Consider the following 25,538-nt stretch of genomic DNA (forward strand, 5'->3'; position numbering starts at 1 on the left):
TCTACGCGTGCTGCGCGGGCCCGAAGTTGACGGGAGCGTTGGCTGCGATGGCTGCTCTCACCTCGGGATCGGTTTCCATGGCATCGGCTACGGCCAAGATGAGGTCATGGTCGCTTATTTCGTCGCCATATGGATAAACGACCACCCCCCAGCCGACTACACGGACCTTCGCGCGTCCGGGAGGCGACTGAACGCGCGTGCCCGGTTCGGCGTTCAGTGCGGCATCGACCAGGTGATCCGCGCTGCGTTCGGGGGTGAATGGTGCGAGCCGCTCCTGTAGCTGCCGGGCATTCGCCCACGCCGCGGGCAGGTCATTGAGAACGACGTCGAGTCGGTCGGTCCAGGCGTCGACGGATGGCGGTGCGCCGAAGTGCTGCTCGACGAGGTTGAACCGCTGGGCCGCCTCTCGATAATCCGCCAGACTGGCGAGAAACCGCCCGGCCCCGCTGCTCGACGGCATCATCACCGGGACGCCCTGCTCGATCGCCTCCGCGGCGACCAAGCCGAACGACTCGACGCGGGACGGCATGACGACCACCGTGGCCGAACGGATAATCGCCTGCAGCTCATCGGGATCCGAGGTGCGCGGCAGCACCTCAACCGCGTCCGGCTCGCCGACGAGGGCGGCCAGATTGTGGCGTGCGTGCCGGAGCATCTGGAGGTCGCCGCCAAGCGTCACCAGCCGTGTGTCGTGGCCGCGGCTGCGCCGTCCCCGCACCATGCGAGCCGCCTGCCCGACGCCCTTCAACGGGTCGTCCGTTCGGCCGAACAGCAACACCCGCTCGGGTTCATCGGGCGAGGGCAGCGGCGGCTGCTCGGACATCGTAAGCATCGGCCGCAACTCGTGGACTGATGCGCGCCCGGCCATCGATGACGACACCAGTGACTCGGCGGCCAATACCGGCCCCACACCCGCCACCAGATGAGAACGGCGGGCCATGTACACGTCAGCTGCCAGCCGGGCCCTACCGTGCCTCGCCTCGTTCTTCAGGGCGTGTTGCGTCATGGGCAGAAGATGAAGCAGATGAATGCATTTGGCGTCGGGATAGCGGTGCTCGGCCGCGTGCACGGCGGACATCCCGCCGTCGTAACCATGCCCGATCACCATGTCGACCGACTCCGGTAGATCCGCTAGGAAGGCGATCGAGTCCCGGTGACGAGATATCGCGGGTTGACCGTGGCGTGGGGCGATCACCGTCACGTCGGGCGGCACCTCACCTTCCGCCTCCCGCCTCACCCGCACGTACACCTCGTGGCCGGCCCGCGCCAACCCACGACACAACGCCATGTTCAACGTCTCCATACCGCTGTTGCGACCCCATCTATCGCAGAACACCAGAATCCGTTGCCGGGGTGGCCGGACCGACGTCCCCTGGACGTGTTCGACGATGGAGGGTTCGGACACCACATCGGCAGTGCGGACACTCTCGGCCAGTGTTGATTCTCGCGCCGCGGTGTGATGGTCGTACAGGAGGAATCCATCCCCCAGTACCAAACCGCCCTTCCGGAGCAGTTGCAGGCCTTGGTCGTTGGCGTTTGCGGTCGCCCGGTGGTGACCGTTCTGGTCGTGTACGGCCAGCAGTCGCCCGAATGCCACCTTCATCTGTCCGGCGGCCGCGACTGGCGCACCGGCGAGGAACGACGAATGGTGCAGGCGGCCAGAGGTTTTACTTGAGGTGGCGTAGAGATTGCCACCGCGATCCATCACGAACATGGCCCAATCGGGAGAGTGGAACGGTGTGCCGTCGGCTGCTCGGTACAGCCGGCCGTCGGGCCCTGCGAACACGCGAGTCGCTTCGAGTTCGGCGGCGGACAGATAATGCACCCGGACGAAGGGCGACAGACTCGGATCATCCTCACCCCGATACTCCTCGCGCAGCGGATAGCTCGCATCCAGTTGCACTCCTGTGCGCGCAGGTGGGATTCGGTCGAGTCCTACATCGCGCGGCACCGGGCGCCAGTATCCGTCCCCGTCCTGCCAGTACATTAACTCGGTTCCTCGCCACCAACCCGATTCACCTGTGGCTGAACGTACGTCGGGCGATTCGATGTCGGAGAGCTGGACGTCCCCGTGCGGGTCGACACGGCCGGACAGGTACTGGATTCGTGCGCCCCGCTCCGTGAGCGCGACAGCGAGCTCAGTGAACTCATCCAGCGCCGCGGTCAATCTCGCGTCGTGATCCGATCCCTCCCAGTCGACGATGACAACGCGCGGCTGCTCGCCACCGACCAGGCCGGCACGGCTATTCAACGCGCGGCCGACAACCGCCTCGACTGCGCTGCGCGCAGCGTCGTCCAGCGCTCCCTCGAACTCGTAATTCGCGCTCTCCCAAAGAAAATCGTTGTCAGGCTGCCCCGGCAGTCGGACCATACTCATCTGCTCTCGGGGATCAGCGCGGTCGGGATCGGTTCCCCTCCCGCCGGCCCGGTGTGACTCCGGCCCCGAGCCTGGGCCGACGTCGCCGCGGCCGATGCGTGTCGCCATCAGAATCGACTCTTGCCCAACGGTGTGGGATGTCCGCGCGCTGGTCTCGCCGAGTCGCATGGACACGTCGGCGGTGGGATTGTGTGACGGGGTGGTGATTTGTTGCGGCGGGGTGGCTGCGGGGGAGGGGGCGGCTGTCGGGGAGTGAGTGGCGCCGGCGGGCGCTGGCGAGGTGGCGGGTGTAGAGCTGGCTGTGCCGGTAGGAGTGGTCGGGAAACTCGCGTGTGCTGCGGCTGGTTGTGGTGAGCCGTGGGGTGGGGAGGCGGCGGTGGAATCGGTGACGTTCACCTCGTTTGCGCCGGGGTGGTACTCGGGTGCGCCGTCGGCTACCGAGGCGCTACGAGCACCGGGGGTGTCGCCGCCGTGTGGGCCGGCGGTGGACGCGGCGCCGGCGGTGCCGGTGGCGGTGGGCGCGGCCGGGGTCATCGAGGGGTCGGAGACGGGCACGGGCGCGCCGGTGTGGGCAGTGACCGGCATGCGTGGGGCACCGTGTGTGGGCGGCGTTGGGAGGGAGAACTGTTCGGCTCGAGTGCGGGCGATCGCGTCGTGTCCCCCTGCCATGCCGGCATCTCCCCCGAGACCACTGACGCCGGAGGTTGCGGTCGCGGCCAGGAACCCGGCGGAGAACACGTCGACGGTTTGGCCAACTGCCGCCGCGCCGGTGATGTTTCCCACCGTCCCCGAGGCGAGCATCGTCGCCGTACCGGCCATTCGGCCGGTGCCCAAGACGTGGGCGGTGGGTACCGCGCTGGCTTCGCCGGCGGCTCCTCCGGCCGCGGAGCTGATCGCCGTCAGCCGTAACCGCTCGGCGTCAACGACCTGCGTGTAGCTCTCGTGACCGAGAGCCGTGTACTTGGCTCCCTCCTCGATCCCGGCGAAGCCGAGCTCTTCCAGGGCTCCCTGTGCGCCCTCGTGGGTAAGCCGTTTGACCATCGTGCGGGCCGCCACCTCGCGGATTGCGGAGGCGATGCGTCGCAACCCCGCCGCCACCACCTGGCGAATGCAGGCCCGGCTCACCGCCTCGGTGATCGGGATGCGTGACAGGGACCCTCCGGCCGTCCACCCGGAATTGGCTAGCGCCCAGGAGATCTCGACCGCGGCGGACGCGAGGCCGAATACGATCGAGAGCTTGATGTACTCGATCTCGATGGCCAGCCACCCCGCCGAATCGCCCAACGCCGCAACCGCATCGGCGAGCCCGGCGACCGCGTGCTCACCATCGAACAGCAAGCTGAACTGCTCGTGGGCGGCCGCCCCGGACTGCCCAACTAGCACCTCGGTGGTCTGTGCCCGGACGCGATCCAACTCCGGGATCAGGGCGTCCAGCGCTCGCGAGGCCGCTTGGTAGTGCTCGTCGACGAGTGCCATCGCCGTCTCGCTCCCGGTCGGCCACTCATCACCGGCCAGATAGGACACCCAGTGCAGGCTCGGTGGAATCTCAATGTCCATGCCGGCACCCAACGAAGCACGCCATCGGGGTCTTACTGACCGCACGGCCCGGCGAAGCCGACCACGCCACCGGCCGCAATGCTGTCGGCAGCTCAACAGTCACCAGGACCTCCTTCGGATTTGCCGCGCAATGGCCAACCGCAATAGTCAGGGAGCGCCGGATTACGTCGTCCGGCAGGGCAACCCAGGGAGTGAGGCCGATCGACTCCTGGCGGAGAAGCTACGTTCAACCTGTTTCGGTGCGATTTCCGCTGATTACTGGCCCGTTACCATGGCGGCAACCTCGACGCCGAGCAGCTTGGCGGAGGTGGTTACGTTGGGCTGCACACACTGCGCGGTCAGTGTTGACGACCGGATGGTAGGCAGTCTGGAAGCAGCGCAGGTGATTTCGTTGATGACAGGGGTTTGGGCGGTCTCGGGATCGATCTGGACTATCCGACCGATGGGTGGGAGGCTTGCCGTTGCGAATCCGGCCGCGGTGTTTCGCCCAGGGGGAGTCAGATGCCCGTGTTTCTGATCGAGAGGAAGACATGCAACTCGAAGGCAAAGTGGCGGTTGTCTACGGCGCAGCCGGATCGATGGGCGGCGCGGTAGCTCGCGGATTCGCCGCATCGGGAGCGCAGGTGTTCCTTGCGGGTCGCACCGGCTCGAAGGTGCAAGCGGTCGTGGATCAGATCGATGCCGCCGGCGGAACCGGACACGCTCACGAGGTCGACGTGGACGACCGTGACAGCGTCGAGCAACACGCTGACCTCGTGGTCGCTTCTGCCGGCAGAATCGACGTCTCGTTCAATGCGGTCGGAATGGCGGCGACCCAAGACGTCGCTCTCGTGGACATGTCGCTCGAACAGTTCATGGAGCCGATCAGGGACGCCAGTCGCCGACACTTCATCACCGCGACCGCTGCGGCGCGTCGAATGGCACCCGAAGGCAGCGGAGTGATCGTGATGCTCACCGCTTCAGCCGCGAAGGAGTGGCGTCACCGGATGGGCGGCTTCAGTGTCGGATGTGCCGCGATCGAGGTGCTGACCCGAACCCTGGCCGGAGAACTCAAGGGCACCGGCGTACGAGTGGCGTGCATCCGGGCCAACTTCACACCCGAGAGCGTCCCAGACCTCCCCCCGGGGGCCCTGGATCCCCTCCTCGTCGACACACTCGTCCCTCGGCTGCCTCGGCTCGATGAGATTGCGGCCGCCGCGACGTACCTGGCTTCGGACCGAGCCGGCGCCACGACCGGCACCGTTCTCGACCTCACCTGCGGAGCCATTCTGAACTGACAGGTTCGACCTGCGCCTTGGTCCGTTGAAGCAGACCGCTGCGAACACACGGTATGATACTCGATGTATCATCAAGGTCGTTCGGTCCTACGGTGCGCGGATAAGGTGAGATGGATTGAGTGATTCAGACGAGGTCACGGCGGCCCACCGCCGGCACCCTCCACCGTCGTCATGTGCGACCACGACTCCGCCTCCTCACCATCCACTGCGTGCCCGACCGACGGCGCCGACGCGGAGCCACGGCTGAGCCGAGAGCCTGAGACAACCGAAAGAAGGAAAAGTGGAAGCAACGCAGGCGATTTCGTTGGTGGCGGAGTATGTGCGGTCTCGGGGTCTGGACTATCCGACCGACGGGTTGGAGGCCGACCGCTTCGAATCCGGCTGGAGTGTGTTCGCCCCGGTCGACATCGACGAGAGCGATCCGTTGGCGTTTCTGGACATGCCGGTGGGGCGGGCGATCTTTCTGGTCGGGGACTCCGGGCGGATCGAGGAGTCGTCGTCGTCGGTGCCACCGCAGCAGGCGCGCGATGCCTTCACCGTGCGCGAGCGCGCGGACGGTGCCCGCGAGAACGGCGATCCCCAGTGAGCACACCCAGCGACTACAGCCAGCGTGACTTTATGGCCGACCTCGGAGAGCGCCTGCGCGAACGCGAGTCCGAAGGTGAGCCGCTGATCAGCGACTTCACCATCGTCGACGAACCGCCGGTGGGCCTCGACGGCTTCGGCGATGAGGAGGCCACCACCGCTGAGGCCTCGCAACTACTCGAGCCGATCGTCACCGAACTGGCCGCGCTGGGACCTGCGGGGTGGCAGCGGTTCGAGGCGGTATTCGCGTTCACCGTCACCGCCGAGGTCGCCCAGTTGAGGTTCTTCGTCGACGATCAGTCCGGGCTTGCTCCCGTGCCGAAATCGATTGCCGCACTGGTGCGTCAGCAACGGTTGGTGGCCGCCGAGATGCCGGCGGGGCCGTGGTGGCGGCTGCTGCTGGGCGTGACCGAGGACGGCGAGATGACCGTCGAGTACGACTACGGCGACGAACCGTTCCCCGACGACCAGATTCTGGCGCCCGAGGACTACCGAGACGACCTGGACACCTTTCCGCGCAACTGGGTGCCGGTCTGGCTGGCGGGTTACATCGCCGGTCCGGATGCGCAGGGCCGCACCCCGAGGCGGGCTGCGGCTCAGGCGGCGGCGGACAATGCCGTCGGCCGCGGCAGCACTACCAACGAGGACGTTGCGCCGCTGCCGGACCTTTGGGCGCGCTGGGCGGTGCTGTCGGCGGTGCACGTCGGTGTCACCTCGGAATGGGGGCCGCGGATACAGCCGGGCTACGGTTGGTTCGAGGGCGATCGGCGCAGCGGGTCGACGCTGTACGTGCTGCCCGGTGATCGGGCCGTGCTGTCCGGCGGCCGATGGGGCTCGCCGTTGCTGGACGCCGCCTACAACGGTGGCCAGGACCTGCCGGCGTTGTACACGGGCGCCCCGTCATGGGTCACCGATGGCGTACTCAACACGCGAAATCTCAACGGCCTGTTGACGTTCTGCTACTGGTGGAACTGTGGCGAGTGGCATCGCGGCGGCACCGACACCCGCGACGAGTTGGTCGCCTTGCCCGCCGTCGGCACGGCTGACGCGACCATCGAGGCGATGGTCGCCGAGACCGGTGCGTCGACCGCCGACCAGTGTCGCGCACTGCTGGCCGTGACCGCCGAGCGATCGGCGAGCTACGCCGCCGTCGCCGCCGTCTTCGCCGAACATCCCGATGCCGACATCGACGGCGCCGTCAACCAGCTCGACCTAGCCGGGCTGATGGTGCGGTAGCCCGACCCGGCGCCCTGACCGTGCGCTGCCGCAGAGCATCGTGCGGGAAAGATCGACAACTAGGAGTGCAGGATGCAACTCACACCAACCGGTCGGCTACTCGATACGCCGCAGGGCCGAGATCTCGAACTAACGCGCGACATTCAGGCTCCTATCGAGGAGGTTTGGGCCAGTCTGACCGAGTCGGAGCGGACAGCGCGCTGGTTCGGTTCATGGACTGGTGCGGGAAGGGCCTCGGCTACAGTGCGATTGACGCTGACTCACGAAGACGGCCATCCCGAGGCCGACCTGACAGTCATCGGGTGCGAGCCATGCAGCCGACTCGAGGTTGAGGCCTTCGATGACCACGGTCGGTGGCACCTCGAGGCGTGGCTTACCGCAGACGCGCAGGGCACCACACTGCGGTTCGTGCACCACCTCGATCCCGAAGTCAAGGCGGCGTCGACGGGCCCCGGTTGGGAGTACTACCTCGACATGCTCGCGGCCAGCTTGACAGGCAATGAGGTGGCCGGCTTCGACGACTACTTGTCAGCGATGACGTTGCACTACGAAAGGCTGGATACCGCTTCATAGTCGCGACCCGGTCAACGTCTTCACCCGCATACAACGAAAAGGAAGTTGATTAACCATGCCAGGACTGCCACCGCCCGCCGCCGATGAACGCCAGAGTCTGCTGGAGTTCCTGACTTTTCAGCAGAACGCCTTCTTCGCGGCGGCCTATGGGTTGACCGACGAGCAGGCTAGGTCCACACCATCGGTCAGTTCGCTGTCCATCGGCGGGCTGATCAAGCACGCCACCGTCGTGCAGAAGGGCTGGGTGCAACGGGCGGCCTGCGCGCCGGACTTCCCGCCCGCCGACGACCGCCCGATGCCGGAGATCATGGCTGAGCATGCCGACCAGTACGTGATGCGCGACGACGAGACGCTCCAGCACCTGCTCGCCGGCCTCGAGAAGCAGAACGCCGAGGTTCTGAAGGTGTTCCGGCAGGCGGATTTCGACACCGCGGTGCCGGTGCCGCACGACGTGCCGTGGTTCCCGCAGGACCTCGACCACTGGACTGTGCGCTGGGTCGTGTTGCACCTCATTGAGGAGTTGACCCGCCATGCCGGGCACGCCGACATTATCCGCGAATCCGTTGACGGCGCAACGATGTACGAGCTGATGGCCGCCAACGAGGAATGGCCGGAGACGGATTTCCTCAAGCGGTGGAAGCCGGCGGAGACGTAGCCGGGGGCTACGGCACCGCTTCTGCCCCCGACGATCGCCTCAATGTGGCACATACGAAATCGCCGGGTCGATCGTCGGCTTCAACCAGCACCTCGGCGTCCGCCGACCAAATAGCCGAACGCCCAGCAGTTCTGACAAATCCACCACCAGTGGGACCGGCGAAGCTGGCCATCACGACCGGAGCCTGACATGCCATGGCGATACTGCGCCCCCGGCGTTGCTGCTCAGCGAGCTCCGTCTGATCGTTGACCACACCACACGCATAGACATCAACACCGAGTTCAGCGGTGCCCCTAACGTGTTCCTCAGTTCCGGTATCGCGGCAGATCCCCATACCGATACGCCAGCCGTCCACCTCGATGACACGCGGCCCCAACCCCGGTTCGAAGCACCGGTCTTCGGTCCCGTGCAGAAACGTCTTGCAGTAGGCCACGCTTGCGCCGTCGCCGTCGATCCGCACCATCGCGATGAACCGGCCACCGGAGACTTCCACGGGTGCACCGACCAAGGCCACTGAGTTTGTTCTCGCACAGACCCTTACGAGAGGCGCCATGCCCGATCCGGCGATGTCGACCGGCGTGGAATCCAGCCGATAACCCGTGAGCGACATCTCCGGGAACACCACCAACCGGGCATCGGCCCGCGTAATGGCCTCCACATGCGAGGCGACGTTCCCGTCGACATCGCCGTCGATGACAATTGGCTGGACCGCGGCGACCACCAGTTTTCTGCCGACCCGCATGCTCCCAACTTATCCTCACCGCTCATCGATCGTCATACCGACCCCTGCGGCCGTCCTCGAACGGCGCCCTACCCGGCGCGAGCCTGAGGACGCCGGAGAGCCGCGCGGCGGATGCTTGAAAAGCATTGCTGTCTGGCATGATTGACTAGTGAAACGTCTCCTGTCGAGCTGTTGCCTCGTTGCATTCCTGGCCGCCGCTTGCGGTGATCGTCAAGGCGAGGTCGCCGAGCAGCCGTCACAGGATCGAAATGCTGCTCTGGAAGCAGCTTTCGAACAGCTCGAGCGTGACGAGGCGCCCGTCGTCGTCGCCGTGTCGCTCGACGGAGAGCCAGCGCACGTGCGCGAGTTCGGGTCGCTACGTGCAGACGGCGTGGCCGCAGAACAGGCATTGGTCGACATCGGATCGATCACCAAGACCGTGACTGGGGTGGCGATCTCGAAACTGGTCGAGCAGGGCAGGCTCCGTCTGGACGAGACGCTCACCGAGATTCTGCCCGGAGTCCCGGCAGATAAGGCGAAGATAACGGTGGAGCAGCTGCTCACGCACACCGGCGGACTTTCAGAGGCAATCGGTGACGACGCTGAGGAAATCGACCGCGGCGAGTTCCTGCGGCGCGCTCTGGCGTCCGAGATGGTCGGGGTGCCCGGCACGCGCTACGCCTACTCCAATGTCGGGTACTCGATCCTCGCCGCCATCATCGAACTTCGCAGCGGTCGATCCTATGAGGAGTATCTACATGCGGAGCTGCTGGTGCCGGCGGGCCTTGATGGAATCGGCTACCTGTCCGCATACGATGACGCGCGAACACTGCGCGCTCCGAACGGCGAAGGTGTCTTCGAAGCGAGTTGGGGCGGCCACGACGCTTCGTGGCACCTCATCGGCAACGGAGGGCTCGTCACCACCGCCGGGACGTTCGTCGAATTCCTTCAGGCACTGGCGGACGGAAGGATTCTCACAGCCTCCTCGCTCGAACGGGTTCGGGAGCCCAGGGTTGCCGAGGACGACACCGGCACCAGCTTCTACGGCTACGGCGTTGTCGTACAGGATCTCCCGCAGCTCGGCCGGGTGTACTGGCACGATGGCGGAAACATCGTCTTCTCCGCCGAGTGGTCGGCCATGGTCGACCACGGCGACGTCATGTTCGTCGCGGGGGTCGACGCGGGCGGGGAAGAGGGCATGGCCTCGGCGGCCATGAGCGTGCTTCGCGATCACCTTTACCGCTGAACTCGTCCACAGGTAATCGCGAGCGGCGGCAGCCTGTCGTGGCTAGCCGCCACCAAGGCGCGAGAAGTTGGCCGCCACTGAGCCGGCCAGTTCGAGGTAGGCCTTGACGGTGGCCGGCTTGAGCAACGCGAAGTCGACGTCGGCGCCCTCGGCCAGATGACGGTCGAACGGCACGAGATGGATCGAAGCGCACCTCGCCTCGAAGTGCTCGACGACCTTGTCGACCTTCATTGCTGCGGCGCTCGGCCGAGATGCGCTCAGCACCACGTGGGCATCCCGTACCAACCCCGAATGGCCGTGCTGCATCAGCCAGTCCAGTGTCGCGGACGCACTGCGCGCGGCGTCCATGGCAAGCGAACTGACGAGGACCACCGAGTGCGCGAGATCGAGCACGCCGGTCATCGCCGAATGCATGATGCCGGTGCCGCAGTCGGTGAGGATCACGTTGTAATAGCGCCGCAAGATCTCCACGGTGCGCCGGTATTCGTCCTCGCCGAACACGTCGGCTGCGGCCGGATCCTGCTCACTGGCCAGAACTTCCAGCCTGCTGAAAGCCATTCGGGTATGGCCCCGGACATCGGCATAGCTGCTGATGCGGGGGTCGGAGATCAGGTCACGCACCGTGGACTGGTTCGTGGTGTCCCGCACGCGTTCGGCCAAGGTGCCGCGGTCGGGGTTGGCGTCGACGGCGATCACCCGGTCCGATCGGGTCATGGCCAACGCCGACCCCAATCCCAGTGTGGTCGTGGTTTTTCCGACTCCACCCTTAACGGACAGGATCGCCACTCGGAAATCGCCGGCGATGGGTCGGCGGATCCGAGCGAGCAGCTCGTCGTACTCCCGCTGCCGACGTGACGCACCGGGGTTGACGCGGCCGCCGCTGAGGTGGTGAACCGTTCTGCGCCAACCCGATCGCGGTGACGGACGGTCACCTGGACTTTGTACCGCCTCGTCCAACGACGGCGGCGTGCGAAACGCCCGTGGTGGCGGCGAACCGGGCGGTGGTGGCGGAGGCGGAAACGGAATCCGCGGCACCCCCGGGTGTGGGACATAGCCGGCGGGCGGCGCGACGGCCCATCCCGGTGGAGGAGGGGGAAGCCACCAGGCGGGTGGCGGGCCGGGTGCCTGCACGGCCGGTTCGGCTGCCGGCGTGGGTTGCTTCGATTCGGGCACCGTGCGGGCGGCGGGCGGCGGGCGCGGCGCAGGCACGGGCGCCGCCTGGGTATCGGCCGCCTCGGCCGCCGCGTCGGCGAACATCCTCGGTACTGACGAGGAAGGAGTCTGCCACGGCGGCAATGCCATTCGGCGTGCCGCCTGCGCGTTCGCTCCGCCGTCGTCGGTATGCGCCGACGACGGGTCGGGCCGGTCGCTGCTGTGCCTGCCGTTACTGTTGCTCAACTCATCCTGCTGGTACATGTCAACCGCCTAGGTCCAAACTGATACACCGTGTCATGCTACTCACCGTCACCGCCGCCCGCGCTGCGCCGCCGTGCAGGCAACACGCCCAGGGCCACCGCAGCGATCGCGATGCATGCTCCCGACACCGTCAGCGCGATGTTGCGGGCGCGCAGGTCGACGCTCTCGGGTTGCGGTGGCCGGGCGATTGGCTGCGGCGCCTGCCTGTCGGGCAGCGCGGCGACCGGCGGCAGAAGGTATGTCAACGCTGCGACGGGATCGACGACACCGAAACCGGTGTCGGCGCTCGGCTGGCCACCGGCGGTGTGGGCGGTGCGCTTGATGACTTCCATCACCTGAGCCGCGCTCAGATCGGGGAATCGCGACCGGAGCAGAGCGACGGCACCCGATACGAACGGCGCCGCGAAACTGGTGCCGTTGACCGGCTGTATCCCGCGCTGATCCTGCCAGGCGTTCATCAGGCCCGGTCCGCGCGGGTCCAGCGACGTGATCATCTCGCCGGGGGCGGCGACGTCGACCCACGGCCCGCGCACGCTGAACTCCGCAGGTTCCCCGTTCGGTGTCAATGCGCCGACGGTGAGGACGTAGTCGGAGTACCACGCGGGACTGACGACGGTCTGCACCGATGCCCATTCCCGCTCCAGCGGTAGGTTCGGATCGCCGGCAGGGTTCTGGACACCGCACAGGCCCTGCGGGTCGATGTTGCCCGCCGCAGCGACGACGACGACGTCGCGCTCGAAGGCGTACCGGACGGCCCTGCCCAGATCGGCGTCGTCGATCGGAGTGCCGACCGGAACACACGCGGCGACTGACAGGTTGATGACGGTCGCGCCTAGGTCGACCGCCCGCGTGATGGCCCGCGCCAGTGTGATGATGTCGCCGTATCCGCTGGACACCGCGTTGGGGTCGTCGTCGCTGCGGCGGGTGCCGGCCAAGTCGTAGGCGCCGGAGTGCTGCCGGATCGACAGGATCGTGGCCTCGGGCGCCACCCCGGCGAACGCGTCGTCGGGACTCGGTGCCGCCGCGATGATCCCGGCGACCAGGGTGCCGTGCGCGTCGCAGTCCTCCAAGCCGTCGCCGCTCGACACGTAGTCGCCGCCGGCCTCCAACGCGGGTAGTCGGGGGTGCCTGCTGACGCCGGTGTCGATGACGGCCACCCTCTGGCCGGCGCCCCTGGAGAATCGCCACGCCTCAGTGAGGGCGAGCATCTGCGCCGCGTGTGGAGCCAGGCCGAAATCCGACTGAGGCAGGATGGCGGTCACGCCGCAATCGGTGATGCGCTCCGTCGGCTGCGGTGGCGCCACCGGTCCGGTGGGAGGTGGACCGGGTGCCACCACGGGCGGCGCGACCGCGTGGACGGGTGGAGCGGCAGCCAAACAGGCCACCAGGCCCGCGGTTCCACTGGTCGCGAACCACCGTCGCAGCCGGGTTGTCATGTCGGGCCGACCACGGCGAGGCCCCCGTCGACCCACACCGCCACCGGGATCAACGCGGCGAACGTCACGTACCGCAGATACGCCGCCGCCGTCCGAAGCCGGGCCCGCGTGGCGTCGCCCGCGTCCGCCAGCGCGCCCGCGGCAGCCGCCACCGCGCTCACCACAAGGGTCACCAGCGCCGCCGAGGCCATCACCGTCGAACCCTCCTGCGCCCGCACCGTCGCGAGCATCACGATCAAGGCTGCCGGAACCGCGAACGCGGCCTGCTGCAACCGGTCTCGGCGTGTCAGCGCCGTCAGGGCAAGTACGGTCGCGCACAGGACGGCGAACGACACCCGGTCCCAGGTGGCAGGCGCGGCGTACAGCACCGCAGTTGCGCCGCAGGCCACGGTCGCCGTGAGGCCGGCGGAGACGGCGGAGCGCGTCCGTTCGGCTGCCCGCACGTCCGCCCAGACGGTCTCCGCGGTCGGCAGCCCAGTATCGGGGTGCGTGATTCGCTCGGATTCGCCGAAGGCGGCGCCGAGGCGAGGTGCCGTGTCGCCGGGGTCCCCGGTGCCGCTGACCCGGCGGCGATGCAGACGTGCGGTACCCGAACACGCGAAGGCCCCGAGGACCGCTGTCACCGCACCGACCGTTGAGGTGCCCGCACCCGCGGCGTGCCCCAGCGCCCCCGCCAACCCGGCGGCCAAGAGCACCGCACACGCGACGAAAGCCCAACCGCCCGTGCCGATCACCCACCGACACACGCCGAGCACCAGGATTGTCGAACCGGCGCCTGCCGCAAGCGCGAGGCTTCCTCGGCCGTGCACCGCGACCCACGCCAGCGCGGCGACCACAGGGATGATCGTCCACCCGAGGGCCGTCGCGACGTCGGCCCGCCGGTAGATACGATGGGCGAGGGCGGCCGCGCCGACCGTAGCCGCGACGACCACCGCCGCCAGTGCGACCATGACCGACCGGTGGCCCGCGAAAGCCTCTCCCGCAACGAAATACACCCACACGAGCCCGGCCGCCATCAGGCCGGCGCAACCCATCCAGCGCGCCGAGTCGGCGCTCCAACCAACGTGAGCGGTCCTGTTCAGACGGGCGGCCGCGTCGACCACGTCGTCGTGCAGAGTGGGCGGTGAGAGTGCCGGCTGAGTTGTCAGGCGCAGCACCTCGCCGCTGCTGACGCCGGCCTCGCGCAGTGTCGTGTCCGGCGCGAGGGTGACCACGGGGTCGATCCGGCTCACCACCCAGAACCTGTGCCAGGTCGGCGACGCTGATGTCTCCTCGGCTTCGTCGCCGTGTCGCGACCGCACAAGGGAGACGAGGTCCGGTAACAGGGCCGCCACCGGAACATCAACGGGCAGAGCCACATCGAGTTGCGTCCGGTCCGCGAGCACGGCGATGCGAATCAGCTCGGGCGCGGCCGATATCGACGACGCGCGGTCCAGCTCACCGAACCCGGTCATTGGTCCGCCATCCGGGAGAGTTGGATCACGCCGCTGCCGACCGTCCGTGAGACCAGCATGCCGCGACCCGGCGGCAGTGTGGTCGCCTTGTAGCCGCCGAACAGCGACCCCTCGTCGCGCGAGCCGCTCATCACCAGACCGTTGCAGGACAGGTCCTTGAGCCGGCCGATGATCGGATCCATCATCGCCCGACCCGCCCCGCCGCTACGCCGGGCGATAACGATCCGCAGACCGATGTCGCGGGCCTGCGCGAAGTACTCCACCAGAGGACCCAGCGGGTGGTTGAGCGAGCCGCCGCCGATCAGGTCGTAATCGTCGATCAGCAGGTAGATGTCGGGTCCGTTCCACCAGGACCGCTCCTTGAGCTGGGCGGGCGTGACGTCGGCCGGTGGGAGCCGCTCCTTGAGCGATGCGGCGAGCGCCGTCATCAACTCCGTGCACGACGGCGCGGCGGTCGCGTAGCCGCCCAGGTACTCGTCGGCCACCGACCCGAGCAGTGAACGCTGGAAGTCGACGAGGACGATCTTGCACTCCTGCGGAGTCGCGTTCTCCATGACTCCTGCCGCGATGTTGCGCAGTAGGCTCGTCTTCCCGCACTCGCTGTCCCCGAACGCGACCAGGTGCGGTTGTAGGTCGAAACGGAGTACCACCGGCGCCAGCTCCGCCTCGTCGATGCCGATCGCGATCCTCGATGGACCGACAAGGCCTGCGGTGCGGGCTCTTTCGACTACCTCCTGCCGATCGAGGTGGTCGGGCAGCATTCGCACTCGTGGCGCCGCTCGGTCGCCGTAGTGCGTGCGCATCGCCGCCACCGCATCGGCCACGCCGGCCGGGAGATCCTCGACGGTGGAACGGGAATCGAGTCGCGGCAATGCGGTGAGGATGTGCAGGCGCTCGGCGTTGATGCCGCGTCCGGGCCGTCCGACGGGAACCAGTTCGGCGAACTTGCGGCCGACCTCGCTGTCGATAGGATCGCCCATCCGCAGCTCGATGCGGGTGCCCAGCATGTCCTTGACCGCGGGCCGGATCTCCATCCAGCGCGTTGCGGAGATCGCCAGGTGCACGCCGTAGGACAACCCGCCGATGGCGATCGACTGCAGCACCGGTTCCAGACTGTCGAAGTCGCTCTTGACCGTGGCCCAGCCGTCGACGACGAGGACGACGTCGCCGAACTTGTGGCGGGCCAACAAATCTGCGGCCCGCTCGTCGGTAGGCACGGTTGCCAGCCGGGCTCTGCGCTGGCGGAAGTCCCGCATGGATTCGATGGCCAGGTCCCGGAACAGCCGCTCGCGCTCGCTGAGCAGTCCGGAGACCTCGGCGACCGTACGCCGGATGCGGTCGGGATCCATCCGTCCGGCCACGCCCGCGACGTGGGGCAGGCCGTCCAGGCTGGCCAGGGTGCCGCCGCCGAAGTCGATACAGAAGAACTGCAGCTGCTCGGGGGTGTGCGTGGCGGCCGACGCCATGATCAGCGTGCGCAGGGCCGTCGACTTGCCCGACTGCGGACCCCCGACCACAGCGACGTTTCCCTTCGCGCCGGAGAGGTCGACCAACAGCAGGTCGCGGCGCTGGTCGTAGGGCCGGTCCACCACCCCGATCGGCAGGCACAGGCCGCCGTCGAGGTTACGCGGGTCCTGCCAGCTCGGGTCCGGGAGCAGATCGTTGACGGCCGGGCTCTCATTCAGCGGCGGCAACCACACCTCGTGCGCCGGGCGCCCGTGCCCGCGTAGCCGGTCGACGACGACGTCGAGGATGCTGGCCTGCGAGGCTCGCCCGGCGCCGGCCACCGTTGACGCGTCGGGTCCGTGGCTCTCGGTAGCCTCCTCGCGTGAGGGCGGTGCGGGCGTCGGATCTTTGGCGACCGGTGTGGCGGTGAAGAGCTTGGGCGCCGACATTCCGAACGCGGCGGTGCTCCTCGTCCCGGTCGAGCTCTGGGGTTTCACGTAGGGCCCCGACACGTAGCAGGCGTTGAACCGCAACGGTTCTGACGCATCGCATTTCAAGAACGCCGAACCAGGGACGCTGGGAAGGTGATAGGCGTCGGGAACGCCCAGCACGCTGCGGGATTCCCCGGCCGAGAACGTCTTCAGCCCGATCCGATAGGACAGGTGTGAATCCAGGCCGCGCAGCTTGCCCTCCTCCAGCCGTTGCGACGCCAGCAGCAGGTGGATGTGCAACGAGCGGCCCAACCGCCCGATCATCACGAACAGCTCGGCGAAGTCCGGCTTCTGCGCCAGCAGTTCGGAGAACTCGTCGACGACGATGAACAGCGCCGGCAGCGGGTCCAGCGGCGCCCCGCTCGCCCGCGCCCGTTCGTACTCGGAGACGTTGGCGAAGTTTCCGGCGGCCCGCAGCAGTTCCTGACGACGGTTCATCTCGCCGGCCAGCGCATCGCGCATGCGGTCCACCATCGTCAGCTCGTACTCCAGGTTTGTGATGATGGCCGCAACGTGTGGCGCGCCGTCGAGCCCGAGAAACGTTGCACCGCCCTTGAAGTCGACCAGAACCAGGTTGAGCGCCTCCGGTGAATGTGATGCGATCAGCCCCAGCACCAGCGTGCGAAGGAACTCGGACTTGCCCGATCCGGTTGCGCCGATGCACAACCCGTGTGGGCCCATGCCGCCTTCGGCCGACTCCTTGATGTCGAGTTCCAGCGGTTGACCGGTCGGGGTGATGCCGATCGGCACCCGCAACCGCTCCCTGGTTGAGCGCTGCCGCCACACCGTTTGGGGGATGATCTCGGCAGCGTCGGGAACCTTCAGTAGCGCCATCAAGCCGGGATCGGTTGCTCGCGAATCGGGTTCGAGGCTGACGATGTGCGCCGCGCTGGCGGGCCGGTAACGCCCGATGCGCCGCGCGATCGCGGTCGCCTGGATCGTGGTCATCCGGTCCGGGATGGCGAAATGCTCGACGCCGGTGCGCGTGCGGGCGCCGACGCTGTCCTCCTCCACGACGAGCGCCAGGCCGCGTTTGGCGGCCAGGCCCTCGGCGCGGCCGCTGAGGTCGAACACGGTGACGCTGTCCAAGCCGACGTCGGTCACCAGCCGTTCGTCACCTGAGACGTACCCGTCGTCGATCACCACGACGAGTTGCGCCACCCCCTGGGTCGGCTCGCCGTGCCGGGTGAATCTTCCGCGTTCCGCGAGATCGGCCGACATGGTCGTCTCGAACATCTCCAGCGACGGGAACAACGTGCGCATGGAGCCCAAACCGTCGCGGGCGGTGGCGTGCTGGGCGTGTGGCAGCCACTTGACCCAGCTCCAGGCCGCACCGTCGGGATTGGCCGTCACCACCGCGACCCGGACGTGGTCGGGGCCGTGGAAGGCGCACAGCTCGGCGATCATCGCGCTCGCCAGCGCGCGGCAGTCGGCGCGGTCGCCCTCGAACCCGATGGTGGGAAAGGCCCTCAGCGACACCGCAGTGGGCAGCGTGTGCACCACTGAATGGGTGTGCACGAAGCGCCGCAGTGCGACGGTGGACACCGGCTCGAGGTCTTCGGGCGGGCCGGTTTCGGGGGCCAGCAGCCGCGTCGCTAGCCGGTGGCTGCCGATCCCGACCCGCACGTGGCAGAAGTCCGGGTCGCCGGGGCGGCGTTCCCACATTCGGCGCGACCCGGCGATGTCGATGAGGGCGCGTGGATCCGGATGGCTCCACTCCAGGGCCGCCCGCTGCTCGGAACCGGTGTCGACTGCCTCGTCGCGCAGGTTGGCCAGGTAACTGAAGTAGTCCTTGCGCTCCTCGTTCAGTTCGGCCGCCGACTTCCCCGACCGACCGCCCATCCCGCCCATGAACATGCCGGCCATGGACATCACCATCATCATCGGGAAGATGAGGAACATCGGGTTGCGCGTCAGATCGCGCCCGCCGACCGTGACCATCAGCGCGATCATCCCGACGACCGCGACCACCATGACCAGCGGCATGAGTTTGACCAACAGGCGGCCGGGGATGACCCGCGGCACCTCGGGCGGCGGTTGCAGGTTGACCTCGCCACCGGGCATCCGCGGCGACGCCAGCCGTAGTCGGCGGACGAATCCCTGTGTGCTCAACCGACCTCCTGACGTTACCCGTATGATACAGCGAGTATCACTCAATGGCTCGGTCGGATTTCACGGAGGGCAGCGATGACAATGACAGCGCCGGCGCCTCCGGGGGTGGACACCGAGGTCGTCACCGAGCCGGAGCTCAGCCGCGTATCCGTGCTGGTGGGTGAAACGCTCCTGGATGTCGGGTTGCCGGCCGATGCGCCGGTGTCGGCGATTGTGGGCGACGTGATCGGGCTGGCGAACGCGCAAGCCTCGCTGGCATCCGGCGGTTCCGGGGCCGTATACGACGACACCGACGGCCGATGGACGCTGGCGCGTGTGGGGTTGCAGCCTTTCGAGCCGTCTCGCTCGCTGCGCGACGTCGGTGTCGTCGACGGCGATCTGCTGCTAGTCCGGGAGGTCGGCACGCCGACCGCGCCTGCGCTGTTCGACGACGTCGATGCCTATGCGCAAGGCGACGATCAGGTGCGGGGGTTCCCGATCATCGCGCTGTGTGTCGTCGGGTCCGCGGTGGCATCGGTGCTGCTGGCACTCGGGACGCCGACGCCGACGCCGTCGGTCGCGACGGTGGCGGTGGTACTCGGCGTGCTGGGACTGGCGGTGGTGTGCCTGCTGCGCCACCGCGGTCTGGCCGGCCCACGGGATGCAATGTGGCTGTCCGCGGCGGCCCTGCCGCCGATTCTCGCGGGAAGCCTCTTCGTGATCCCCGGCGGCACGGAACTCACGTCGCTGCCGATGGCCGTCGCCATCACCGCGTTGGCGGCACTGCTGATGGTGCTGGTCGCCGACACCGGTCGCGCGTTGTGCACCGGTTTGGTCGGCGTGGCATTGGTGGGCGCACCGGCAGTTGTGTTCCTGCTGCTGTGGCACCCGCCGATCCGATCGGTCGCCGCCCTGGCGGCGATGGCGGCGGTGGTGGCGATCTATCTGGCTCCACGCATCACGATCCTGCTGTCCCGGGTGCCGATTCCCCCGGTGCCCACCGCAGGGGAACCGCTCGACGACATCGACACCCAGGGCGGCACGACGGTCGAGGGCGTCAACGCGGTCGGCAGACAGGTCATCCCCACCGAGCATGACATGCTCGACCGGGTCGGGCGCGCGAACCGGTACCTGACCGGGATCCTCGGCGCCGCGACGGTGGTGGCGGTCACCGGTAGCTACTTCGCCGTCGACATCAGCAACGGATTCTTTTGGCAGGGAACCGCTTTCGCGTTGACCGTCGCAGTGGTGCTGTGCCTGCGCGGGCGGAGTCACCACGAGCTGCAGCAGGCCGGGATGCTGATCGGCGGCGGCATGATGTGTGCGCTGGCGGTGATCGTCAAGACCGCGACGTTCCTGCCGGGCTGGCAGGTGAACGCGGCGGCGATGCTCGTCGCGCTTTCGGTAGTTGTGGCGATGTGCGGGCTGGCCGCGCCGCGCATCGCGTTTTCGCCCGTCATGCGCCGCCAGGTCGAACTTGCCGAGTACCTGGCGATCGGAATGCTGTTCCCGCTCTGCTTCTGGGTCACCCGGCTCTACGCGTTCTTTCGCGAACTGCAGATCTGAGCGCGGGCCACGGACGCGGCACCGGTTGCCTATCCGCCGCCCGATGGGAGCACCGGCTGCCCGGCCGGATCGGCCGCCATTCCATCGTGTGCGACCAGCGCCGACTCCTGGGACAGCTGCGGTCCCGGCGGGAGCAGAGCCAGCACCGGCCACGGGGCGAGTTGGGGTGTGTCGGGCTGCCCGTCGCTGCCCTTGACCGCGGTCGCGCCCAATGCGGCGCCGGTTTCGAGGTCCTTGACATGGAACCGCAAACCGGTGTCGGAGACGTAGAACAGCTGACCTGTCGCCCGGCTGCCCGGTTCGACCCCGGTCGCGCGCACGTACTCCCCGGTCCCCGGTCGCAGGTAAACCCCGTCCAATCCCGGCCCACTGCCGTCGGCGGTGGCCAGCGTCACCGGCGCCGCGTCGGGCGGCAGCGGCAGGCGGTGCCCCACCAGTAGGCGAGTGGTCGCCTGCGCTGCCCCGTTGGAGCGCTGCCATGCCAGGCACACCACCCGATCCGGGTCTGCGGCAACGATCTGCGGGGCCGCGGCGGGGTAGTGGTCGACGGCGAGTCGCCGGACGATCGGCGCGGCGCTCGTCACGGCGGGCGAGACAATCTGTGGAGCGGACAGCGCGGGGTTGCCGTACCGGATGATGTCGGCGGTGGTCGCGGAGACCGGCTGCAATCCGTCGGGCAGCACGACGTACATCGTGTCGCCGCGGGAGTCCGAGGTGCGCAGTATCGCTCCGACCCGGTACTGCGGATCCAGATACGGTGTCGGCTCCCCGGTCCGCTCGACGACGATCGGCACAATCGGCGCGACCGCTGGAAACGCGTTGAGCAGGCTGGGTGAGACATCGCGTATTGCGTTGCCGCCCAAATGGAGTGCGCCCGAGAGCGCCGGGTCCGCGACGTCGATCTGCGCGCGGACGCCGTCGAAGAGCAGGAACACGTCCGCACCGGACCGGGCCAGGATCATCTCCTGCGGGGCCGCGGCCCGGATGCCGGCCGACAGGTCCGGACTGTTGGCGAGCACGGCCGTCTCGATCGACCGCGCTCCGGCGGTCTCGGCGGTGGTCGGGGTGCGGGTGGTGTCGCAGACCGACCAGGACGACTCGGACATGTCGTCGCCCGCGGCGATGCTCGCCGGGGCACCGACCGCCCCGACCGCCGGGCCCCGCCTGACCGCATTGAGGAACTTGTCGTCGACTTCCTTGGGCGCGGCGTTCTCGCCGGCGATGAGCCGTGCCGACGCCAGGTTCAGCGCGGGGTGCACGGTATCGCCGATCCGCACGTACAGAGCGCCGCTGGACTTGCTCAACAGGATCTGGGCATCACCCATGTTGGGAGTCGGCTTGAAGAAGGCGAGCACGCCGGCCGCGCCTGCGATGAGAACGCTGACCACCAAGCCGACGATCAGGGCGCGGATCTGACCGCGCATCGGGTCGTGGATCAGCCGGGAGTCGCCGCGAATCAGCGCGTGCTCGAGCCGCCGGAGCACGAATCGATACCCGTTGACCTGCGCTCGGGTGGTTACAGGCGCTGGCATGGTCCTCCGTCGCCAGATAGTGGATACTTAGTGTATCAAGGTCCCACCGGCCGCCGCCCAAGCAAGGACGCCCAGTGTCTCGTCACGAAGTCGACCCCGGTCCGCCGGTCGTCACCGCCGACATCCTCGTCCAACGGATGCTGCCCGTCGGGCACGTCGTATTGACCCAGGTGCTGGTGCTCGCGGGACTGACGGCCGCCGAAGCGCTGCGGCTGCAGGGCTGGCAGGGCGGGGCCATGGGTCTGGCCGTCGCGGCGGCGATTGTGGCGCGCGTGCGCGGCGGGACGTTGCCGAAATGGCTGGCGTTGTGGCTGAAGTTCGCCTGTGATCGCCGAAAACGATTGCGCGACAACGGTACGGCTAGCGACATCGCCGAGCCGTTCGATGCCGACGGTGGCGACGGCGAGAAGGTCGGGTTCCGCTGGGACGGCGAGACCCTGTTGTCGATGCTGCGCATCGAAGCGAACCCGCAGGCCATCACGATCCTCGAACCCGGCGTCACGGTGTCGGGCGAAACGGTCCCGGTCCAGCTGGTGGCTGACTGCCTGCGGCAGTACGACGTCAGCCTGGCGTCGGTGGACGTCATCAGCCACGGCGCCCGCTCGCACGGCGGCAGCCGGATCGCGGCTGTCTACGACGCAGTCCTGGGACCGCTTCCGGCCATCGCCGAGCGCACCGTCTGGATCGTCGTCCGGTTCGACCCGTCCCGGTGTGCGAACGCGGTACGGCGACGCGGGGGCGGGCGCGATGGGATTCTGCGCGCGGCGGCTACGGCCACCCGCCGGGTCGCCAGCAGGCTAGTCGAGGCCGGGCTGCGGCCCAGGATCCTCACCTCGGTCGAGATCGGGCACGCCGTCAACCAGCTGTCCGACGGCCTGGGGCTGCGCAACGTCACCGAGAACTGGGCGACGTGCAGCGCCGGGCGGTTCCAGCTGCGCAGCTACCTGTTGCCGCCCGCGCTGCTGACCACCGAGGGATTGGCCGGGCTGTGGACGGTTCCGAGCTACTCGACCACGCTGACGGTGTCGCTGCGGCCGGACGACGCCGGGGACGCGGTGCAGATCCGAGGGCTGGCCCGATTCGACACTCGTGGATCACGCGACGTCGCACTCGGTGACCTCGACCCTCTTGTCGGACAACAGTTCTCGGCATTGACGGCAAGTCTGCCGCTGCCGCCGCCGAACCACCCGGTGCAGCGGTGGGCATTCGGGCGCGGGGATTCGCCGTTCGCGAACCTGGCACTGCCCGCGGCCGGCTGCGGGCAGGTGATCGGCGCCGACGCCGACGGCCGGGCGGTGGCGGTGCCGCTGTTCGGGCGCCATGTCGCCAGGGTCGAGATATCCGGCACACTGCACCTCGCGCAGCAGGTGGTGCTGCGCTCGCTGGCGCTCGGAGCGCGCGTGCGGGTGCACACCGAGCGCCCGGCGCAGTGGCACGCGATGGTCGAGCGGGTCGGCGACCAGGACATGCTCTGGGTCGACGAGTTGCGGCGCGGCGCGATCCAGGCGGGCTCGGAACGCAACCTGTCGATGGAGATCTTCGACGGCGTCGCCGAGCAGGCGATCCGAGTTGGGGTGACGGTCGTGGTCGTGCAGCCCCCGGCCGTCCCGCCGTCGGACACCTGCGATGTGGCGTTGCAGTTGCTCGACCCGCGCCGTGACACCGTGCGGGTCAGCACCCACGCGGGATCGTCGGTGGTGACGATGGTCGCGACCGACGACGAGCTGGATTATCTGCAGGCGTCGCTGGCCGCCACCGAGTTCGGGGCGCCGGCGAACCGCGCCGGGCGGCCTGCGCCGACGTCCGTCTCCCGGACGCGGGTATCGACGGGTGCCCACCATCAGTGATACAGTCTGTATCAGTGATGGGAGCGGCCGCGGCGCGCGAGCAGGAGTGGCGATGACGTACTGGTACGAGGACGTCGGCCGGCGGGCGCCGACGCGGGACGAGGGCGGGATTCTGATCGGCAGGTATCTCGCCGGTGCCGTCGCGGTGTTCGGACTCGCGATTTACCTGCTCAGCTTCAATTCCCCGGTCACGTCGATCGGCGCCGACTGGGCGGTGCGGTTCGCCCTGCTGGCCGGCATCGCTGCCGCGGTCAGCCTGGCACCTGGCAGGCGGGCCCCGCTCGCGGTGATGGTCTGTCTGGCGGCTGTCGGCTTCCTCGACGCGTTGTCGCGATATATAGGTGCTGCATTGTCGGACTGGGCGGTCGTGGTGATCGTCGTCCTGGCCGCTCTTCAAACCGTCGCCGCGGCGATTGCGCTCGTGGCCGGCGAATCGACGACGGGCGATCAAGCGCCGGTCGCCGCCGATCCCTACGCGTATTACGCGTACTACGCCGCGGCGGCTGAGCACGGTTACGGCCAGTATCCGCAGCCGCCGACAACGCCCGAAACGGCGGCGGAGACCGCGACGGCGGACGGCGACGCCGCGGTGCACGCCGGCGATGTGGCTGCGCGCTACGCCGAGTCCGCGCATTACTGGAATGGCGAAGCCGCCACCGCCGCGACGCCGACGGCCCAAGGTGCGCCGGCTCAGGGCGTCCCGCGCGCACAGACGACCTCCGAACCGGTGAGCCGTGTGTCCCAGAGCGTCGACAACTCGGTGCTGCCTATTCGGCCCCAGTCCTGACGTTTCCGTGCACGATTCGGCAGGAGGCCGAGCTTGCCGGGCGAGCCACACCGAGAGCTCCCACCGGGAAGCGGAGGCAGCGTCGGGGAGCAGTTGCGCGGTTGGCGACTGCTGCGGGACCGGAGTCAGTCGCGCGCGGCGGCTGAGTGCGGTGTCTCGACGGCCCACCTGACTTACGTCGAGACGGGAAGAGCGCAACCGCGCAGCGAGTTGATCTTGCAACTCGCGTCGGCGATGGCCTACATCGACGCCGGGCCCCAGTGACTGGGCGACCCTGCACGTCGCCTTGTCGGTCAGGTCCGGTACCTGTCGGACCAGTCGTATACAGTCCGTATCCGCTGGCGACAGCGCAATTCACCGTGGCACCGAAAGGATCGTCGTGACGACCGAGTCGTCGAGCGCCGTGTCGGTGCCGTCCGAAGCAGGCGTTGGCGAGCATCTACGACGGTGGCGCAACCGTGTGGGGTTGAGCCAGATGCGCGTCGCCCACGACTGCAACGTCTCGACGCGTCACCTCAGTTTTGTCGAGACCGGTCGCGCGCGGCCCAGTCGGGAGTTGATCGTCTACCTTGCCCGCTCGCTGGGGGCGACCAACGAGGAACTCAACGTCTGCCTGCTGGCCGGTGGATTCGCTCCGCGGCACATGGTGGAACTCGCAGGCGACCTGCATGCCGTATCCGACGCCCTCGTGGAGATGATCGACCGTCACAACCCCTACCCGGCGTTCGTCTTCAGCCCCGACTGGATGACGGTGCGGGTGAATGCCGGCGGCCAGTGGTTGTGCTCGGTGTTGATGCCCGACCTCTGGAGCGCCGTGGCCGACCCGCGCGTCGGGGTTGACATGTTGGACGCGCTGACACGCAGCGACGGCCTGCTCTCTCAGATGCGAAACGCCGCTTGCACCGGCTGGGCACTGTTGCGCCAGTTGCGGATGGAGCAGTTGACCAATCCCGACCTGCAAGCGCGCGTCGACGCGTTCGAGGCCTCGCTGCTACGCCGCTATCCGGCGTTCGACGCGGACGAGGAGGGGGACCGTGACGACCCAACCCTGCACCTGGACTTCGACACTGTGCACGGGCCGGTGTCGTTCTTCACCGTGCAAAGCGTCATCGGGATGCCGCAGCAGGTCACCGTCGCCACGCCCAGAGTGGAGATGTGGTTCCCCGCCGATCAGCACACTCGTCAGGTGATGGCGCGCGCGTCGGCCTGAGCATCGGCCGTTCGTCGGCGCCGTGCCCCAACTGA

17 protein-coding genes and 1 pseudogene are annotated in these 25,538 nt (G+C 68.2%); 11 read left to right on the plus strand and 7 right to left on the minus strand.

Annotation, left to right across the window (positions count from 1 at the left end):
- Position 1 precedes the first annotated feature (1 nt).
- Positions 2-3,934 carry an IQM protein middle domain-containing protein gene (locus NM203_RS05125; RefSeq protein WP_255058616.1) on the minus strand — a complete coding sequence of 1,311 codons (3,933 nt, stop codon included), beginning with the start codon at positions 3,932-3,934 and terminating at the stop codon, positions 2-4.
- A gap of 578 nt (positions 3,935-4,512) precedes the next feature.
- Here NM203_RS05125 and NM203_RS05130 point away from each other — a divergent pair.
- The 5 genes from NM203_RS05130 (at position 4,513) to NM203_RS05150 (ending at position 8,260) form a co-directional block, all read left to right on the plus strand.
- Complete coding sequence (locus NM203_RS05130) at positions 4,513-5,211, plus strand: SDR family NAD(P)-dependent oxidoreductase (RefSeq protein WP_255059117.1); 699 nt, start codon at positions 4,513-4,515, stop codon at positions 5,209-5,211.
- 280 nt (positions 5,212-5,491) lie between these two features.
- On the plus strand, positions 5,492-5,797 hold the full coding sequence (locus tag NM203_RS05135) for a hypothetical protein (RefSeq protein WP_255058617.1): 306 nt from the start codon (positions 5,492-5,494) through the stop codon (positions 5,795-5,797).
- Between the two features lie 32 nt (positions 5,798-5,829).
- Positions 5,830-7,032, plus strand: coding sequence for a hypothetical protein (locus tag NM203_RS05140; RefSeq protein ID WP_255058618.1), 1,203 nt, complete (start codon positions 5,830-5,832; stop codon positions 7,030-7,032).
- Positions 7,033-7,104: 72 nt separating this feature from the next.
- Positions 7,105-7,605 carry an SRPBCC family protein gene (locus tag NM203_RS05145; protein WP_255058620.1) on the plus strand — a complete coding sequence of 167 codons (501 nt, stop codon included), beginning with the start codon at positions 7,105-7,107 and terminating at the stop codon, positions 7,603-7,605.
- 55 nt (positions 7,606-7,660) lie between these two features.
- A complete protein-coding gene (locus tag NM203_RS05150; protein WP_255058621.1) occupies positions 7,661-8,260 on the plus strand; it encodes a DinB family protein in 600 nt (199 codons plus the stop codon).
- A gap of 7 nt (positions 8,261-8,267) precedes the next feature.
- On the opposite strand, the gene NM203_RS05155 is transcribed toward NM203_RS05150, so the two are convergent.
- Positions 8,268-9,002: a carbon-nitrogen hydrolase family protein gene (locus NM203_RS05155; protein WP_255058622.1), complete on the minus strand. Its 735-nt coding sequence runs from the start codon at positions 9,000-9,002 to the stop codon at positions 8,268-8,270.
- A 148-nt stretch (positions 9,003-9,150) separates the two neighbouring features.
- On the opposite strand from NM203_RS05155, the gene NM203_RS05160 reads away from it, so the two are divergent.
- Positions 9,151-10,227, plus strand: a complete 1,077-nt coding sequence (locus NM203_RS05160) for a serine hydrolase domain-containing protein (RefSeq protein ID WP_255058623.1) — start codon at positions 9,151-9,153, stop codon at positions 10,225-10,227.
- A 42-nt stretch (positions 10,228-10,269) separates the two neighbouring features.
- Here NM203_RS05160 and NM203_RS05165 read toward each other — a convergent pair.
- The 4 genes and pseudogenes from NM203_RS05165 to eccCa all read right to left on the minus strand — a co-directional run.
- A pseudogene (locus NM203_RS05165) lies at positions 10,270-11,517 on the minus strand (MinD/ParA family ATP-binding protein); the annotation flags it as partial.
- A 164-nt stretch (positions 11,518-11,681) separates the two neighbouring features.
- Positions 11,682-13,079 carry a type VII secretion-associated serine protease mycosin gene (mycP, locus tag NM203_RS05170; protein WP_255058624.1) on the minus strand — a complete coding sequence of 466 codons (1,398 nt, stop codon included), beginning with the start codon at positions 13,077-13,079 and terminating at the stop codon, positions 11,682-11,684.
- Positions 13,076-14,533 (minus strand): type VII secretion integral membrane protein EccD, encoded by a 1,458-nt coding sequence (gene eccD / locus NM203_RS05175; protein WP_255058625.1) that lies wholly within the window; start codon positions 14,531-14,533, stop codon positions 13,076-13,078. Before eccD (NM203_RS05175) ends, mycP begins: the two co-directional genes overlap by 4 nt.
- Positions 14,530-18,582, minus strand: a complete 4,053-nt coding sequence (gene eccCa, locus NM203_RS05180) for a type VII secretion protein EccCa (RefSeq protein ID WP_255058626.1) — start codon at positions 18,580-18,582, stop codon at positions 14,530-14,532. The genes eccD (NM203_RS05175) and eccCa overlap by 4 nt, the downstream gene beginning before the upstream one ends.
- A gap of 75 nt (positions 18,583-18,657) precedes the next feature.
- On the opposite strand from eccCa, the gene eccD (NM203_RS05185) reads away from it, so the two are divergent.
- On the plus strand, positions 18,658-20,127 hold the full coding sequence (eccD, locus tag NM203_RS05185) for a type VII secretion integral membrane protein EccD (protein ID WP_255058627.1): 1,470 nt from the start codon (positions 18,658-18,660) through the stop codon (positions 20,125-20,127).
- Positions 20,128-20,156: 29 nt separating this feature from the next.
- Here the strand turns inward: eccD (NM203_RS05185) and eccB are convergent, their stop codons facing one another.
- A complete protein-coding gene (gene eccB, locus NM203_RS05190; RefSeq protein WP_255058629.1) occupies positions 20,157-21,659 on the minus strand; it encodes a type VII secretion protein EccB in 1,503 nt (500 codons plus the stop codon).
- 74 nt (positions 21,660-21,733) lie between these two features.
- Between eccB and eccE the strand changes: the two genes are divergently transcribed.
- From eccE to NM203_RS05205, 4 genes are all read left to right on the plus strand, one after another.
- On the plus strand, positions 21,734-23,506 hold the full coding sequence (eccE, locus tag NM203_RS05195; RefSeq protein ID WP_255058630.1) for a type VII secretion protein EccE: 1,773 nt from the start codon (positions 21,734-21,736) through the stop codon (positions 23,504-23,506).
- Between the two features lie 52 nt (positions 23,507-23,558).
- The gene (locus tag NM203_RS05200; protein WP_255058631.1) at positions 23,559-24,293 is read left to right on the plus strand and encodes a DUF5336 domain-containing protein; all 735 of its coding nucleotides are present in this window, start codon (positions 23,559-23,561) and stop codon (positions 24,291-24,293) included.
- Between the two features lie 93 nt (positions 24,294-24,386).
- The gene (locus NM203_RS33470; protein WP_408633306.1) at positions 24,387-24,557 is read left to right on the plus strand and encodes a helix-turn-helix domain-containing protein; all 171 of its coding nucleotides are present in this window, start codon (positions 24,387-24,389) and stop codon (positions 24,555-24,557) included.
- A 115-nt stretch (positions 24,558-24,672) separates the two neighbouring features.
- Complete coding sequence (locus NM203_RS05205) at positions 24,673-25,503, plus strand: helix-turn-helix domain-containing protein (protein ID WP_255058632.1); 831 nt, start codon at positions 24,673-24,675, stop codon at positions 25,501-25,503.
- Positions 25,504-25,538 lie beyond the last annotated feature (35 nt).

It is taken from the genome of Mycolicibacterium arenosum (assembly GCF_024320865.1).
Taxonomy (GTDB): Bacteria; Actinomycetota; Actinomycetes; order Mycobacteriales; family Mycobacteriaceae; genus Mycobacterium; species Mycobacterium arenosum.

Bases quoted from the DNA above. Each gene is read 5' to 3' on its own strand.
- eccD (WP_255058627.1), top strand. From the start codon at position 18,658: ATGACAATGACAGCGCCGGCGCCTCCGGGGGTGGACACCGAGGTCGTC.
- NM203_RS05150 (WP_255058621.1), top strand. From the start codon at position 7,661: ATGCCAGGACTGCCACCGCCCGCCGCCGATGAACGCCAGAGTCTGCTG.
- NM203_RS05145 (WP_255058620.1), top strand. From the start codon at position 7,105: ATGCAACTCACACCAACCGGTCGGCTACTCGATACGCCGCAGGGCCGA.
- NM203_RS05155 (WP_255058622.1), bottom strand. From the start codon at position 9,002: ATGCGGGTCGGCAGAAAACTGGTGGTCGCCGCGGTCCAGCCAATTGTC.
- NM203_RS05200 (WP_255058631.1), top strand. From the start codon at position 23,559: ATGACGTACTGGTACGAGGACGTCGGCCGGCGGGCGCCGACGCGGGAC.
- eccB (WP_255058629.1), bottom strand. From the start codon at position 21,659: ATGCCAGCGCCTGTAACCACCCGAGCGCAGGTCAACGGGTATCGATTC.
- NM203_RS05140 (WP_255058618.1), top strand. From the start codon at position 5,830: ATGGCCGACCTCGGAGAGCGCCTGCGCGAACGCGAGTCCGAAGGTGAG.
- NM203_RS05130 (WP_255059117.1), top strand. From the start codon at position 4,513: ATGGGCGGCGCGGTAGCTCGCGGATTCGCCGCATCGGGAGCGCAGGTG.
- NM203_RS05125 (WP_255058616.1), bottom strand. From the start codon at position 3,934: ATGGACATTGAGATTCCACCGAGCCTGCACTGGGTGTCCTATCTGGCC.
- eccD (WP_255058625.1), bottom strand. From the start codon at position 14,533: ATGACCGGGTTCGGTGAGCTGGACCGCGCGTCGTCGATATCGGCCGCG.
- mycP (WP_255058624.1), bottom strand. From the start codon at position 13,079: ATGACAACCCGGCTGCGACGGTGGTTCGCGACCAGTGGAACCGCGGGC.